The organism is Caballeronia sp. LZ032 (genome assembly GCF_031451315.1).
Lineage (GTDB): Bacteria > Pseudomonadota > Gammaproteobacteria > Burkholderiales > Burkholderiaceae > Caballeronia.
The window spans coordinates 1,347,507-1,362,781 of sequence record NZ_JARUXP010000003.1 but is presented as its reverse complement, the minus strand read 5'-3'; the positions used below and the strand labels follow the sequence as shown (position 1 = coordinate 1,362,781).

Sequence of the window (15,275 nt, the reverse complement as noted above, 5' to 3'; positions counted from 1 at the left end):
GGCTACACCGTGCCGTGATGCGCCGTCAGCGGCGCGGCAACGCGGCCTATCGAATCCGGGGCGACGAACGGCACGACCGTTTGCGAATCGCGCGCAGTCCCGATGCCGAGCACTTCTGCTTTCCTGACCAGATCGGGCAGATTGCGCGAAGCCATCTTCCTCATGACCTGCCCGCGATAGATCTTTACGGTGACTTCGCTCAGGTTCATGTCGTAGGCGATCTGCTTGTTCAGCATCCCGGCGACAACACGCTGCATGACGTCCTTCTCGCGCAGGGTGAGTGACTCGAACGACGAGAATACGACGGCGAGCGCCGCGTCGGCCGCGCGGCGCGCTGCGTCGCGCTTCAATGCGTCAGCGATGGCGTCGAGCATGTCCTGGTCACGGAAAGGCTTTTCGAAGAAGTCGAGCGCGCCGGCCTTCATCGCCTTGACGGTCATTTCGATGTCGCCGTAGGCGGTCATGAAGAGTATCGGCATGTGCACGCCATGGCGTGCGAGATCGGTCTGGAACGCAAGGCCGCTCGCGCCGCGCAGGCGCACGTCGAGGACAAGACAGCTCGGCACGGCGTACTTGGGAAACGCGAGAAATTCGGCGGGTGAATCGAAGGTCTGGACCCGCAGCCTGACCGAACGAATCAGGCTCTGCAATGTGAAGCGGATCGACTCGTCGTCATCGACCACATAGACCACCGGAGTCTGATCGTCCGGCTTGCTGCCGCCGGACGTGGATTGCATCATGGAGTTCATCTTTGCTCCTGTGCAGGGACCTTGCGCGGATAGACGTTACATAGCGATGCGAAACACTCTAGCAGGATTTACTGAAAAAATTCTGCCGAGTTACGCGCGATGTGGGTTGCCATCCGGCCTCCGGCGCCACGACGCGGGGCAAATATGCTGCGACGTCCACACCGGTGCGTGACACCTCGTATAGAGCGCTATACGTTGGTATGAACGCGCCGCCGGGCAGAGGTTTCGGCCACTATAGTTGCTGCATCACACGACCGAAGACAACGGTAATGGAGAGTGACATGACCTCTGATAGCACCCACAAGCAGATCAGGATCGAACCTCGTAGCCCGTCTTGCTGGCGCGTCATCATCGACCAACCGCCTTTCAATATCTTCGGTCCCGATATGCTGCCGCAGCTCAACGCCGTGGTCACCGCGCTCGAAACGGACCCGCAGGTGAAAGTCGTGGTATTCGAGAGCGCGGTGCCGGGCTTCTTCCTCACGCACTACGATTTCGAACCGCCGCTCGAAGCAACGACGAGCATGGCGCCCGGCCCCACGGGCCTGCCGCCGTTGCCCGACATGCTGGTGCGCATTGGCCGCATGCCGGTGATCTCGATTGCGAAGATACGCGGTCGTGCAACCGGTGTCGGCAGCGAGCTGGCGCTTGCGAGCGACATGCGCTTCGCCAGCCGCGACAAGGCGTTGCTGTCGCAATGGGAAATCGGCGCCGCGCTGGTGCCCGGCGGCGGACCCATGACGCGGCTGTCGCGCTTGATCGGCCGGGGCCGCGCGCTCGAAGTGCTGACGAGCGGAAACGACTTCGACGGCGCCCTCGCGGAACGCTACGGCTACGTCAACCGCGCGTTGCCCGACGACGAACTCGACGATTTCGTCGAGGCGCTCGCCACGCGCATCGCGTCCTTCGACAAGCAATCGCTCGCGGTCATCAAGCGGCATGTCAATGCGGAGACGTTGCCGCCCGATACGTCGGTCGCACCCGAGTGGGACGCCTTCATCGCCGCCGTGCAGCGGCCGGCCGCGCGCGAAAAGATCGCTCGGTTGATGGAGATGGGCTTGCAGAAGGATCCGGATGTGGAGGCGAGACTCGCGCACTACACGGGATCGCTGTGGCGCTAGTGCTGCGGCCGGACAGCGGCGCAAGCTGCGGAAGGTAAGGCGGGCTCCTCGCGTGATAGGCTGCTCTTCGCCTCGGAAGCGGTACGGGTGGTGGGATGCGTACCGGTTTCGTCGGAAGAGAGCGGCGAAAGGGAGCATCACATGGACCTCACCGGCTTTGCGCTCGAACCGCTGCACAACGACGGCGACCTGCTCACGGTCCGCGCGCATCGCCCGGACTCGCCGGTCACGCTGCTCGTGCGCGTAGCGAATCAGCCTGCGTCGCAGACCATCATGCGGCTGGAACACGAATACGGCCTGGCTTCGTTGCTCGCGCCCGAGTGGTCCGCGCAGCCGCTCGCGCTCGATCTCGGACGCGTGCCGCCCGTGCTGATCCTCGACGACAGCGGCGGTGACCCGCTCGTCCGCGCGCTGGGCAAGCCGCTTGCACTGGCGCGCTGTTTGCGCATCGCCGTGAATCTGGCGCAGGCCATGGTCGAAATGCATGCGCTCGGCATCGTGCACAAGGACATCAAGCCCGCGAACGTGCTGGTCGGCACCGACGAGCATGTCCGCCTGACCGGCTTCGGGATCGCGTCGCTGCTGCCGCGCGAACAGCCGCCGCCGGCGCCGCCTGAGGTCATCGCGGGAACGCTGGCCTATATGTCTCCCGAGCAGACGGGACGCATGAACCGGCCGGTCGACGCGCGCAGCGACCTGTATTCGTTCGGCGCGCTGCTCTACGAGATGTTGACGGGTGCGCCGCCCTTCGCCGCATCCGATGCCATGCAGTGGATTCACTGCCACATCGCACGCCGGCCCGTGCCAGTGACGGAATGCGTCGAGGGCTTGCCTGCCGTGGTCGCGTGCATCGTCGAGCGGCTGCTGGCCAAGATCGCGGAGGATCGATACCAGACTGCGCTCGGGGTTCTCGCAAACCTGCGAACCTGCCTCGCGGCGTGGGAAGCGAGCGGCGACATACCGTCCTTCACGCTCGGGACGTGCGATGCGTCCGGCCACTTGCGCATCCCCGAAAAGCTCTATGGGCGTGCTCCGCAAATCGACACGCTGCTCGCGGCGTTCGATCGCGTGGCAACGCAGGGCGACGCCGAAATCGTGCTGGTGTCGGGACATGCGGGCATCGGCAAGTCGGCGCTGGTCAATGAATTGCAGAAGGCGCTGGCGCCGTCGCGCAGCCTGTTTGCATCGGGCAAGTTCGACCAGTATCAGCGCGATACGCCCTACGTGCCGCTCACGCAGGCGTTCCAGTCGCTCGTGCGTATCCTGCTCAACCAGAGCGATGCGGAACTCCGGCACTGGCGGCACGAGCTGACGGAGGCGCTCGCGCCCAACGCCCAGTTGATGATCGGACTGATTCCGGAGCTGGCGCTGATCATCGGTGAGCATGCGGCGGTGCCGTCACTGCCGCCGCAAGAAGCGCGCAACCGGCTGCATATCGTGTTTCGCCGCCTGCTGGGCGTGTTCGCGCGGCCGGAGCATCCGCTTGCACTGTTCATCGACGATCTGCAATGGCTCGACGCGGCGACGCTCGAACTGATCGAAGACTTGGCGACGCATACTGACGTGACGCACCTGCTGCTGATCGGCGCGTATCGCTTGGAGGGCGTCGAACCAGGGCATCGCTTGGCTCACATGATCGATGCGGTGAGCGACAGCGGCATGAACGTAAGGCGTGTCGATCTCGAAGCCCTCGCGACCGGCAGCACGACGGTACTCCTAGGCGATGCGCTGCGCTGCACCGCGGAGGAGGCGATGCCGCTCGCGCAACTGCTGCACGAAAAGACCGGCGGCAATCCGTTCTTCCTGATCCAGTTCCTGACGATGCTGGCCGACGAGAGATTGCTTGCATTCGATCATCGCGCCGGCCACTGGACGTGGGACCTCGGGCGGATCCGCGCGAAGGGATTCACTGAGAACGTCGCGAGTTTGATGGCCGCCCGGCTCGGCCGCCTGCCGCAGCCGACGCGCGAAGCGTTGAGCCGGCTCGCGGCGCTGGGCAACGTGGCGCGCATCGACGCATTGAAGCGTGTTCATGGCGAACCAGAAGACGCAATCGATGCGAGGCTTTGGGAGGCCATGAAAAGCGGCCTGGTGCGTCGGACCGACGATGCCTATGTGTTCGTGCACGACCGCGTGCAGGAAGCCGCTTATGCGCTGATTCGGGAGGATGAGCGGCCCGCGCTGCATCTGCATATCGGCCGTGCGCTGGCGGAGGGAAGCGCGCCGGACGAAACCGGCGCGCTGCTCTTCGACATCGTCAATCATCTCAATCGCGGGATCGGCTTGATGACCGATGCCGACGAACGCGAACGCACCCTCGTGCTGAATGACGAGGCGGGGCGCCGCGCGATGAGTTCGGCTGCGTTCGCGGCGGCGCGAAACTATCTCGCGCAAGGCGTGGCGCTTTTGTCCGGCGACGCATGGGACCGGCACTATGCCCGCACGTTCGCGCTCTGTCTGGCCTTTGCCGAATGCGAGTATCTCGCCGGCCGCTTTGTGGAGGCCGATGCGCTCTTCGACATGCTGCTCGAACGCGCCGCTTCGAGCCTGGACCGTGCCAAGGTCTTCGGCTTGCGCATGGAGCTGTATCAGGTTGCGGGCCGCTTCGATGAGAGTTTTGACGTCGCCCTGCTCGCCTTGCGCGAATTCGGCGTGCTGCTGCCGCCGCATGACACCGCCGCCGGCGCCGAAGTGGAACGGGAACTGCATGACATTGCCCATGGCCTCGCGGGCCGCGCCATCGACAGGCTGGTCGATGCGCCGGTCGCAACCGATCCCGCCATCCGGACGATCATCGACCTGCTCGTGGAATCGATGCCTTGTGCGTTCATCGCCCGGCCGGCTTTCTATCCGCTCATCACGCTGAAGGCGGTGAACCTGTCATTGCGCGCCGGCAATACCGACAAGTCGAGCTTCGCCTATGGCAACTACGCGCTGATGCTGGTCTCGCGGATCGGCGATATTGCCTCGGCGGTGCAGTTCTCGGAGATGTCGCTGGCGTTGAACGAGAAGTTTGGCAATCGCCGCTTCAAGGGCAAGCTGCTGCATCTGCACGGCAATCACATCAACTTCTGGCGTCGTCACATCATGACCGACCTGCCGATACTCGAACGCGCGAGCAGCGCGTGTCTCGATGTCGGCGACCTGGCTTTCGCCGGCTATCTGGCCTTCACCACCGTCTGGCAGACGATAGAAAAGGGCACGCCGCTGGCCGAAGTGCTGCGGCTCTCCCGTCGTCACGCGGCGTTTGCACGGCAGAGCCGCAACGACGCCGTGTACGAGACGATTCTCCTGCAACAGCATTTTGTGACGACGCTGCTGGGCGAACCCGCCGACGACACCCCGGCGAACGCCCGCTTCGATCGCGACGCCGCGTGTTCGGTCATCATGCAGGCGAACTTCGGTTGCGGCATTGCGTTCTGGCACATCATGGATCTGATGCTGGCGTATCTGGAAGGGCGCTACGACGACGCACTCGACGCCGCCCGGCACGCACAGGCGAATCTCGATGCCGCAATGGCCCTGCCGATAGAAGCGACGTACCACTTCTTTCATGCGCTGACCTTGACGGCGCTGGATGCGTCGGCGAGCGAGGAACAGCGGATCGTGCGGCGCCGCACGCTGCATGCCATCTGCGCGAAGTTCGCGGACTGGTCGAGCCATTGCCCTGGCAATTTCCGTCATTGTCATGCGCTGATCTCCGCTGAAGCCGCGCATCTCGAAGGCCGCGCGTCGGATGCCATGCACCACTACGAAGAGGCGGTGCGCTCGGCGCGCGAGCATGGCTTCATCCAGCATCAGGCGCTGGCGCATGAACTGGCCGCACGCTTCTTCGCCGGACGCGGCCTGGAGACCATCGCGGGCACCTATCTGGCGAATGCGCGCGCTTGCTACGAGCGCTGGGGCGCACACAGCAAGGTGCGCCAATTGGCGCGCGACCACGCGCAGGCTTCGCGGGCGCTCACGGATATCGGCGGAACCATCGCCACCACCAGCGAGCAGCTCGATCTGGAAACGGTGGTCAGCGTGTCGCGCGCCATCTTCAGCGGTGTCGATCTGGAGCAGCTGATTCATACGCTGATGAAACTGGCGCTCGAACACGCCGGTGCGAATCGCTGTCTGTTGCTGCTCAGGCGCCGCAAGGAAATGCGTGTCGAGGCCGAGGCCACGGCGAGCGCGGAGCGCATCGACGTGCGGTCGCTCAAGTTGCGCATCGAACAGGTGGACCTGCCGGGGTCGGTCCTGCGCTACGTGATGCGCGCCAGCGACAGTCTGCTGCTCCACGATGCCTCATCCACCCATCCGTACTCATCCGACGAGTACGTGATGCGGCACGATTGCCGCTCCATCCTGTGCCTGCCGCTCATCAAGCAGACGCGCCTGATCGGCGTGCTCTACCTGGAGAACACGCTCGCGTCCAACGTCTTCACGCCCGCGCGCAGCGCCATCCTGCGGCTGCTTGCCTCGCAGGCGGCGATGTCGCTGGAGACCGCGCGCCTCTACGCCGATCTGCAACATGCCGAGGCGCTGCTGGCCGATGCACAGAGACTGAGCGACACCGGCAGCTTCGACTGGCATGTGTCGAGCGGCGAACTGTTCTGGTCGAAACAAAGCTTCCGGATCTTCCAGTACGACACCGCCACGCCGCCGACCCTCGAACTGATGCTGGCGCGGGTGCATCCCGATGACGTGACCTTCGTGCGCCTGATGCTCGACCGGGCGATGCGCGAACGCCAGCCGTTCGATATCGAGCACCGGCTGCTGATGCCGGACGGCGCCGTGCGGCACCTGCAACTCGTGGCGCACGTGCTGGCAGACCTCGATGACGGCATTCGCGTGCTCGGCGTGCTGAAGGACATCACGACGCGCAAGCAGGCCCATGCCGCGTTGCTGCGCAGCGAACATCGCTATCGCAGTCTGTTTCTCGACATGCCCGTGGCGCTCTGGCAGATCGACGCGCAGCCGCTCATCGCATTGCTGTCGGATCTGCGCGCACAGGGCGTGGAAAGCCTGTCCGACTATATCGACGAGCATCCCGGATGGCTGAACCGGGCGATGGAGCTGCTCGTCATCGAGGAAGTCAATCACCACGCTGCGAGCATGTTCGGCGCGCGGGAGGCGCACATGCTGCTCGGTCCGTTGCCATGGGTCTGGCGCGAAAGTCCCGGCACGTTCAGGCGCGCGCTGGAGAGCCGTTACAGCGGGGCATCGGTGTTTCAGGAAACGACCAGAATCCCGACGCTCGACGGACGCATCATCGACGTCCTGCTGACGATCGCCCGTCCCATCGCGGCGGAGGATCTCGGCATTGCGCTGATCAGTCTCGTCGACCTGACGGAGCGCATCCGCGCGCAGGACATGCTTCAGCGGCTTCAGGCCGACTTCGCCCACGCGGCGCGCATTGCCACGCTCGGCGGACTGAGCGCGTCGATTGCGCATGAGCTGAAGCAGCCGCTCGCCGCGATCACGATGAACAGCGCGCTCAGCACCCGCTGGCTCGACCGGAAAGCGCCGGACGTGGACGAGGCGCGGCTCGTCAATCAGCGCATCAGGATCGATGCGCAGCGCGCGGTAGACATCGTCGACCGGATCCGGGCGATGGCGATGCGCCGCGGACTGACGCGCGCCGAAGCGCCGCTGGATGAACTGATCGACGAGGCGCTGCTGTTTCTGCAACACGACGTCGGCTCGCGCGGCGTCACGATCATGCGCAAGTGCGCGCGTCCCGAGCCCGTGGTTCTCGTCGATCGCGTGCAGTTGCAACAGGTCATCGTGAACCTGGTCGTCAACGCGATGCAAGCCGTGGAGGCAGACGGCCAAGGCGCCAGGTTCGTCGCGATACGCACCGAACTCGCCGATCCGTCGAGCGTCATGTGCAGCGTGGAAGACAGCGGCCCCGGAATCGATGTCCAGGACATGACGCATATCTTCGAAAGCTTCTTCACGACGCGCGAGAACGGCATGGGCGTGGGGCTCGCCATCTGCCGGTCGATCATCGAGGCGCATGGCGGACGGATCGATGCCGACAACGCATCGGTACACGGCGGCGCGCGCTTCACCTTCAACCTTCCGCTGGCATCGTCCGGCACATCATGAGCCGCTCATCATGCAGGTCAGATATCAATCCATTACTGTTGACGACGTGTCGATCTTCTATCGCGAAGCCGGCCGGGAAAATCGACACGTCGTGCTTTTGCTGCATGGCTTTCCCTCGTCTTCACGCATGTTCGAACCGCTGCTGCACAGACTCGGCGACGAATATCACCTGATTGCACCAGATTTTCCGGGCTTCGGTCATAGCGACGCGCCCTCGCCGGAGCAGTTTGCCTACACCTTCGATCACGTCGCCGAGGTGATCGGCGGATTCGCCAACGCGCTCGGCCTCGATTCGTACACGCTCTTCGTGCAGGACTATGGCGGGCCGGTGGGCTTCCGGCTCGCGCTGGCGTATCCGGAACGCGTGGAGGCGATGATCGTGCAGAACGCCGTGGCGCACGAGTCGGGCCTCGGGCCGTTGTGGGATACGCGCCGGGCGTTCTGGGCGAATCGGCAGAAGTATCAGGCTGCGGTCGAACAGAATCTGATGTCGCTCGCGGCCGCGAAGCAGCGTCATGTCGGCACGAGCCCGAATGTCGATCGATACGATCCGGACCTGTGGACCGACGAGTTCGCGTTCCTGTCGCGCCCGGACCAGACGCGCATCCAGAGCGATCTGTTCTATGACTATCAGTCCAATGTTGCCGCCTATCCAGAGTGGCAGGCGTGGCTGCGCCGTCATCGGCCGCGCATGCTGGTGGTATGGGGGCGCTACGACCCGTCCTTCCTGCCCGGCGAAGCGCACGCCTACCGGGACGATGTTCCGGATGCGGAGGTGCATTTGCTCGACGCGGGGCATTTCGCGCTCGATGAGAAGGCCGATGAAATCGCCGACCTCATGCGTGATTTCCTGCGCCGTGCACTAGACGCGTGACCTTCGTTTGACGCGACTATACCCGCGGCAAGGTTCGACATACCCGGCGACGATTGAAGGAACGCGCGCGCCGTCCTGTAATGAAGCTTGGCGACCGGCGTCACGTGTTGCGCCGGTGCTGACTTCGTTACCCAAAGGAGCAAGGCATGCGAACCCGAATGCTGAATCTTACCGTCGCGGCGGCCGCGTCATTCATGTTCATCTTTACCGTGACCTTGCCGCGCGCGACGGCCGCGGAAGCGTCGCCTGACAGCACGGCCGCGACCAGCAAAAAGGCGATCCGCGCGGAGAACCGCGCACTGGGCCGCTCCGTGCGCCACTCGCTCACCCAGGCCAAGGGCCTGGACTCATCGCACATCAACGTGCTTGCACGCGGCAGCACAGTCACGCTGGAAGGCTCCGTACCGGACCAGTCGCAGATCGATACCGCACAGGCGGCCGCAGCGAAAGTGGCAGGCGTCCAGCGGGTCGACAACCGGCTCACCATTTATGAACCGGGCAACTGATCCTTCCGGGAGACGTCATGAGCACCGATTCGATGCAGCGCGAGCAGGAATCCGCGACGTCCGGGGCCGGGGCGCTCGGCATGAAACTGGAAATCGCCGTGGTGCCGGTGTCCGATGTCGATCGCGCCAAGGCGTTCTATAGCGGCCTGGGGTGGCGTCTGGACGTCGATTTCAAAGGCGAAGACGGCTACCGCGTGATCCAGTTCACTCCGCCGGAATCCGCATGCTCGGTCATGTTCGGACAGAACATGACGGATGCCGCGCCGGGCTCCGCTCGCGGGCATTACCTCGTGGTCACCGACATCGCGGCCACGCGTGCGGAACTGGAACGGCGCGGCGTGGAGGTCGGCCCGCTCTTTCACGACGAGGGTGGGGTCTTCCATCGCCATGACGGCACGGGGTGCATCGCAGGCGCCAGTCCGGAGCGCAAGAGCTACGCGACCTTCGCCACGTTCAGCGACCCGGACGGCAACCGCTGGTTCCTGCAGGAGATCACTGCGCGACTATCGGCGGATGTGGAAGCGGACGATCCTCGCTTCACGCCGCAAATTCTCGCGGTGTTGCACGGCAAGGCATGACGCCGGTGGCATCCCGGCACGGCGTTGAGCGCGTGCCGGGAACGGCAAATCGAACCCCGAGAGGAATGACATGGCAGACAGTACTCAAGTCGACGCGTCGTCACGTCGGCGCTTCATGCAAACGGCCGTGGCCGCGGCGGCTGCCGGTTCCGCAAGCGGATTCGTCCTCGCCGATACCGCGATCAGCACCACGTCCCGACCGCCCGGCAGCGACAAGACCGCAATACGGACCTTGCGCGTGCATGCGCCGGAAGCGCAGCTCGCGGAGCTCAGACGGCGCGTGAAGGCGACCAAATGGCCCAGCCGAGAAACGGTGCCGGACGACACCCAGGGCGTGCAACTCGCGACGATGCAAAGCCTCGCGCATTACTGGACCACGGCGTATGACTGGCGCAAGGTCGAAGCGAAGCTCAATGCGCGGCCCCAGTTCGTGACCGAGATCGATGATGTCGACATTCATTTCACGCACGTGCGCTCGCGCCATGCCAATGCATTGCCGATGATCGTCACGCATGGCTGGCCCGGGTCCGTCATCGAACAGATGAAGATCATCGATCCGCTGACGAACCCGACCGCATACGGCGGCACGGCGGCGGATGCGTTCGATGTCGTGATTCCGTCGCTGCCGGGCTACGGTTTCTCCGGTACGCCGACGACCACGGGCTGGGATCCCGCCCGCATCGCGCGAGCCTGGGTCGCGCTGATGGAGCGCGTGGGCTACACGCGCTATGTGGCGCAGGGCGGCGACTGGGGCAATGCCGTGACCGAGCAGATGGCGCTGCTGAAGCCGTCCGGTTTGCTTGCCATGCATACCAACATGCCGGCCACCGTTCCCGACGATATCGCCGACGATCTGAAATACGGCAAACCCGCGCCGGCGGGCCTGTCCGAAGACGAGCAGCATGCGTTCGAGCAACTCGATTACTTCTACAAGCATGGTCTCGGTTACGCGCTGGAAATGGCGAACCGTCCGCAAACGCTTTACGGACTGGAAGACTCGCCTGTCGGCGCGGCGGCGTGGATGCTCGATCACGACGCCCGCAGCCAGGAGATGATTGCACGGGTGTTTCAAGGCCAGCCGGAAGGACTGACGCGCGACGATGTGCTCGACAACGTCACGCTTTACTGGCTGACGGGGACATCGATCTCGTCGGCAAGGCTGTACTGGGAGAACAAGTTCAACTTCTTCGCGCCGAAACACGTGGAGATTCCAGTCGCCGTCAGCGTCTTTCCCGACGAGATCTATAGCGCGCCCCGCAGCTGGACCGAACGCGCCTATCCGAAGCTGATTCACTACAATCGTCTTCCCAAGGGCGGGCATTTTGCGGCATGGGAGCAGCCTCAGCTTTTCACCCAGGAAATCCGGGCAAGTTTCCAGTCGCTGCGTTGATGGCCTTCCGGGTCCTCGCGACAACAGGAGCCTGTCATGCACGATGAGACGATACGTGAAGCATTGAATGCACACTGGCGCGCATCGGCGGCGGGTGATCTCGATGCGGAGCACGATATCTACGACGAAGACGCCATCTGCGACTATCCTCAATCTGGCGAGCGCATTCACGGGAAAGCCAATCTGCAGGCGCTGCGTTCCGGTCATCCGGACCGGCCGTCGGGCTTCGAGGTCAGGCGCATACAGGGAAGCGGCGACCTGTGGGTGACGGAATACGTCATCACGTATGGCAAGCGTGCGGCGCTGACGGTGAGCATCATGTCGTTTGCGAACGGCAAGGTCACGCACGAAACCCAGTACTTCACGGAAGCGTTCGAGGCGCCGGCGTGGCGCAGCCGGTGGGTGCAGCGCATGCCGTGAACCAGGAGAGGCCTTCATGAGTACGTTCGAGGATTTCCGGCTGAGGACGTTGCCGCTTGCACAGGGCGCCGGTCAGATGCCCGCGATGGGTTTCGGCACCCTCATTGCCGATCCGGCCATCACGGTGAGCGCGACCCGCGCCGCGTTGCAGGCAGGCTTTCGACACTTCGACTGCGCCGAGCGCTATCGCAACGAGCGCGAAGTCGGCGAGGCGCTACAAGCAGGCATGGCCAGCGAGGGACTGTCGCGTGGCGATATCTTCGTCACCACCAAGTTGTGGAACACGAATCACCAGCCGGACCGGGTGGCGGCGGCCTGCGATGCAAGCGGCGCAAGGCTCCAGGTCGACTATATCGACCTGTATCTCATTCACACGCCGTTCGCGTTCCAGGCGGGCGACGAACAGGATCCGCGCGATGCCAACGGTGACGTCATTTACGATGAAGGCGTGACGCTGCTGGATACCTGGAAGGCGATGGAGCGCCTCGTCGATGACGGCAAATGCCGCGCCATCGGCTTGTCGGATATCGGGCTGGATGAGCTGCGCCCGCTCTACGAAGCCGCGCGCATCAAGCCGGCGGTCGTGCAGGTCGAAGCCCATCCGTATCTGCCCGAACGCGAGTTGCTGGAGTTCTGCCAAGGACACGGCATCGTGTTTCTGGCCTTCGCGCCTCTGGGACATGGCATCAAGCCTGGACCGCTGGATGATCCGGTCATCGCCAGGCTTGCCACGCAACTGAACCGGACGCCCGCGCAATTGTTGCTCGCCTGGGCCGTGCAACGCGGCACCGCGTTACTGACGACGCCCAAAAGCGAAGCACGCGCGCGCGAGAACTTCAATGTCTCCGCGCTGCCGGACGAAGCGTTCGATAAAATCGATGGCATCCAGACGAGGCTGCGCTTCAACGAAGTCGTCAAGACCGGCAGCCCCGGTTTCATTCCCCGAAGACCGTAAGCGACGCCTCGTAGCTCGATTCCCAGCCACCGCCAAGCGACTTGCACAGCGTGATGAGATTCTCCGCAGCCGTCGCCTTGCTTTCTTCCAGCTTGCTTTGCGCATCCAGTAACTGCTTCTGTATGTTGAGCACGTCGAGATAGTCGAGCGCCCCCGCCTTGTAGCGTTGTTGCGCAATGCCGAGGGCGCGCTGATTCAGGCTGACGACGTTCGTCAGGCGCGCATGCCGCCGCTGTTCGGCGTCGTAGACGAGCAGTGCATCGTCGACTTCACGCCATGCGTCGAGCACGGTGTGCTTGTAGACGATGGCTGCTTCCTGCTGCTGTGCCTCACGAAGTTGCAGCGTGCCCTTGAGCCTTCCGCCTTCGAAGATGGGAAACGTAATGGAAGGCCCGACCACGAACTGTCCCGAGGTCCAATCGGCGAAGTTGGAAAGCTGAAGGCTTTGAAATCCGGCGCTGCCGTTCAAGGCAATGCGCGGATAAAAATCGGCTTTGGCCATGCCGATGGACGCGGTCGCGGCATGCAGCTGCGCCTCGGCCTTCCTGATGTCAGGACGGCGCTGCGCGAGTTCGGACGGGAAGCCTACGGGAACCTGACGCGGCAAGGTTGGCGTCGCGTGCGTGTCGGCGAGCATGGATTGCAACGCGCCTGGTTGCTCGGCAAGCAACAGGCCGATGGCGTTGATGTCCGTATCACGATGCGATTCGAGCGTGGGGATCAGGCTTTCGATGGTCTCGCTCTGCGCCATCGCGTTGGCGACGTCGAGGTCGGTGGTGACGCCTTCCCGCACGCGCACTTGCGTCAGCTTCACCGAGTCCCGTGCGATGGCAAGGTTCTGCCGTGCGATTTCCAGCAGCGATTGCGTGCTGCGCAAATCGATATAGTCGCGTGCGAGTTCCGCGCGCGCGGACAAAAGGATCGCGCTTCGATCTTCGTACGACGCAAGGCTCAACGCGTTGGCCGCTTCGACAGTGCGCCGCACGCGGCCCCAGATGTCGAGTTCCCACGATGCATCGAAGCCCGCTTGAAACAGGTTATAGGCCGGCGATCCCTTGGCGCCCGGCATCGCCGATACACCCAATGGCGCGCCGCCCGATGCCGATTCCGGCTGACTCTGCGAGGGCGTCACGCCGAGCAGCGAAAGAATGCCGTTCTCGCTGCCGCGCTCGCGGTTATACGAGGCGGCGGCATCGAGCGTCGGTAGTTCCGCGGCGCCCGCGATGCGCCGTTGCGCGCGGCTCTGAAGCAGCCGCGCGGATGCAGCGGCCACGTCGAGGTTCGCGTCGGCGAGACGCTGTTCGAGTGCGTTCAGCACGGGATCGTCGAAGAGGGTCCACCAGTCCTGCACGAAGGAAGCTTCGACGGCCTTGCTCGGCGCCTGCGCGGTTTGCGTGCGGTCGAAGACCTTGGGCGTAACGGCGGCGGGGCGCTCGAAGTCCGGTCCGACCATGCAGCCGGCGATCGCAAGGCATGCGGGCAAGGCAAGCACAATCTTCGCGTTCATTTCGACTCGACTCCCTGCGCGACGGCTTCGCTGCGCCGGCCCGTGACGACTTGCGCCTCGACTGAAAGACCCACGCTCAGGTCCGATGCCGCTTCCTGTCCCGGATCGATGATGATCTTGACCGGCACGCGCTGGACGATCTTCGTGAAGTTGCCGGTTGCATTGTCGGGTGCGATGGGCGCGAAGCTGACGCCCGTGGCGGGCGCGAGGCTATCGACACGCCCGCGGATCACGACGCCGGGAAAGCTGTCCACCCGGATGCGCGCCCTTGCGCCGGGCCGCATCTTCGCGATCTGGTTTTCCTGGAAATTCGCGACCACGTACGCCTGCGCGAGCGGCACGACGGCAAGCACCGGCGCACCCGGCGTCACGAACGCGCCCACGCGCGCGGACCGTCGGCCGATCTTGCCATCGACGGGCGCGAGGATCTCCGTGTACGAAAGGTTGAGCTTCGCCTGCTCCAGCGCCGCTTCCGCACGGGCTTGCGTACCGGCGGCCCGGTCGCGTTGCGTACGCAGCACTTGCAGGTTTTGCTCCGTGGTCTTCAGTGCGGCGCGGTCATGCGCTTGCTGCGCGAGTTGTTGCGCCAGCGTGCTCGACGAGCTCTGTTGCTCCTGCGTGGTGCCCGCGCCCGCATCCGAAAGATTTCGATAGCGCGAGGCGTTGGCCCGTGCGAATTCGATAGCGGCGTCGTCGGAACGCAAGGTCGCGCGCGCCTGATCGACGAGTGAAGGCTGTCGCGCGATCTCGGCATCGAAGTTGGCCACGGCCGCGCGGGCTGCGCTGACATCGGCTTCGGCGCTCATCAGCGCGGCGCGATAGTCCCGGTCGTCGATGCGCACCAGCACCTGCCCGGTTTTCACCGTCTGATTGTCGTTGACCAGCACCTCGGAGATCTGGCCAGGGATGCGCGGTGCGACGAGCGTGAAATCGGCCTGTACGTAGGCATCGTTGGTGGACTCGACGTCCGGGTTCGCCAGCAGCCTGAACGAGATCCAGGCCACGATAAGCAATGCGACGACCAGTCCCGCAACGACGATCAGCCTGGAATGAGCGCGGATAGTGGAAAACATGATGAC

The 15,275-nt window shown here is 64.2% G+C and carries 11 protein-coding genes; 8 read left to right on the top strand and 3 right to left on the bottom strand.

Annotated features, from left to right (window positions below):
* Positions 1–2 precede the first annotated feature (2 nt).
* Positions 3–749, bottom strand: a complete 747-nt coding sequence (locus QCE69_RS27600; protein ID WP_309934090.1) for a response regulator — start codon at positions 747–749, stop codon at positions 3–5.
* Between the two features lie 281 nt (positions 750–1,030).
* Between QCE69_RS27600 and QCE69_RS27595 the strand changes: the two genes are divergently transcribed.
* The 8 genes from QCE69_RS27595 (at position 1,031) to QCE69_RS27560 (ending at position 12,689) form a co-directional block, all read left to right on the top strand.
* Positions 1,031–1,870 (top strand): enoyl-CoA hydratase/isomerase family protein, encoded by an 840-nt coding sequence (locus QCE69_RS27595; protein WP_309934089.1) that lies wholly within the window; start codon positions 1,031–1,033, stop codon positions 1,868–1,870.
* Between the two features lie 141 nt (positions 1,871–2,011).
* Entirely contained in the window at positions 2,012–7,966 is a 5,955-nt protein-coding gene (locus tag QCE69_RS27590) for an AAA family ATPase (RefSeq protein ID WP_309934087.1), read from the top strand.
* 10 nt (positions 7,967–7,976) lie between these two features.
* The gene (locus QCE69_RS27585; protein WP_309925111.1) at positions 7,977–8,840 is read left to right on the top strand and encodes an alpha/beta hydrolase; all 864 of its coding nucleotides are present in this window, start codon (positions 7,977–7,979) and stop codon (positions 8,838–8,840) included.
* A gap of 146 nt (positions 8,841–8,986) precedes the next feature.
* Positions 8,987–9,346, top strand: a complete 360-nt coding sequence (locus QCE69_RS27580; protein ID WP_309925110.1) for a BON domain-containing protein — start codon at positions 8,987–8,989, stop codon at positions 9,344–9,346.
* 17 nt (positions 9,347–9,363) lie between these two features.
* Positions 9,364–9,924: a VOC family protein gene (locus tag QCE69_RS27575; protein ID WP_309934084.1), complete on the top strand. Its 561-nt coding sequence runs from the start codon at positions 9,364–9,366 to the stop codon at positions 9,922–9,924.
* Between the two features lie 70 nt (positions 9,925–9,994).
* Positions 9,995–11,314, top strand: coding sequence for an epoxide hydrolase (locus tag QCE69_RS27570; protein ID WP_309934082.1), 1,320 nt, complete (start codon positions 9,995–9,997; stop codon positions 11,312–11,314).
* 36 nt (positions 11,315–11,350) lie between these two features.
* On the top strand, positions 11,351–11,734 hold the full coding sequence (locus QCE69_RS27565; protein ID WP_309925106.1) for a nuclear transport factor 2 family protein: 384 nt from the start codon (positions 11,351–11,353) through the stop codon (positions 11,732–11,734).
* A 16-nt stretch (positions 11,735–11,750) separates the two neighbouring features.
* Complete coding sequence (locus QCE69_RS27560; RefSeq protein WP_309934080.1) at positions 11,751–12,689, top strand: aldo/keto reductase; 939 nt, start codon at positions 11,751–11,753, stop codon at positions 12,687–12,689.
* Here the strand turns inward: QCE69_RS27560 and QCE69_RS27555 are convergent.
* Positions 12,670–14,196 (bottom strand): efflux transporter outer membrane subunit, encoded by a 1,527-nt coding sequence (locus QCE69_RS27555; protein WP_309934078.1) that lies wholly within the window; start codon positions 14,194–14,196, stop codon positions 12,670–12,672. The genes QCE69_RS27560 and QCE69_RS27555 overlap by 20 nt on opposite strands.
* On the bottom strand, positions 14,193–15,269 hold the full coding sequence (locus QCE69_RS27550) for an HlyD family secretion protein (RefSeq protein ID WP_309934076.1): 1,077 nt from the start codon (positions 15,267–15,269) through the stop codon (positions 14,193–14,195). Before QCE69_RS27550 ends, QCE69_RS27555 begins: the two co-directional genes overlap by 4 nt.
* Positions 15,270–15,275 lie beyond the last annotated feature (6 nt).

Coding starts and splice junctions, on each gene's coding strand:
- QCE69_RS27550 (WP_309934076.1), bottom strand. CDS start 15,269: ATGTTTTCCACTATCCGCGCTCATTCCAGGCTGATCGTCGTTGCGGGA.
- QCE69_RS27575 (WP_309934084.1), top strand. CDS start 9,364: ATGAGCACCGATTCGATGCAGCGCGAGCAGGAATCCGCGACGTCCGGG.
- QCE69_RS27595 (WP_309934089.1), top strand. CDS start 1,031: ATGACCTCTGATAGCACCCACAAGCAGATCAGGATCGAACCTCGTAGC.
- QCE69_RS27585 (WP_309925111.1), top strand. CDS start 7,977: ATGCAGGTCAGATATCAATCCATTACTGTTGACGACGTGTCGATCTTC.
- QCE69_RS27570 (WP_309934082.1), top strand. CDS start 9,995: ATGGCAGACAGTACTCAAGTCGACGCGTCGTCACGTCGGCGCTTCATG.
- QCE69_RS27565 (WP_309925106.1), top strand. CDS start 11,351: ATGCACGATGAGACGATACGTGAAGCATTGAATGCACACTGGCGCGCA.
- QCE69_RS27580 (WP_309925110.1), top strand. CDS start 8,987: ATGCGAACCCGAATGCTGAATCTTACCGTCGCGGCGGCCGCGTCATTC.
- QCE69_RS27600 (WP_309934090.1), bottom strand. CDS start 749: ATGAACTCCATGATGCAATCCACGTCCGGCGGCAGCAAGCCGGACGAT.
- QCE69_RS27560 (WP_309934080.1), top strand. CDS start 11,751: ATGAGTACGTTCGAGGATTTCCGGCTGAGGACGTTGCCGCTTGCACAG.
- QCE69_RS27590 (WP_309934087.1), top strand. CDS start 2,012: ATGGACCTCACCGGCTTTGCGCTCGAACCGCTGCACAACGACGGCGAC.
- QCE69_RS27555 (WP_309934078.1), bottom strand. CDS start 14,196: ATGAACGCGAAGATTGTGCTTGCCTTGCCCGCATGCCTTGCGATCGCC.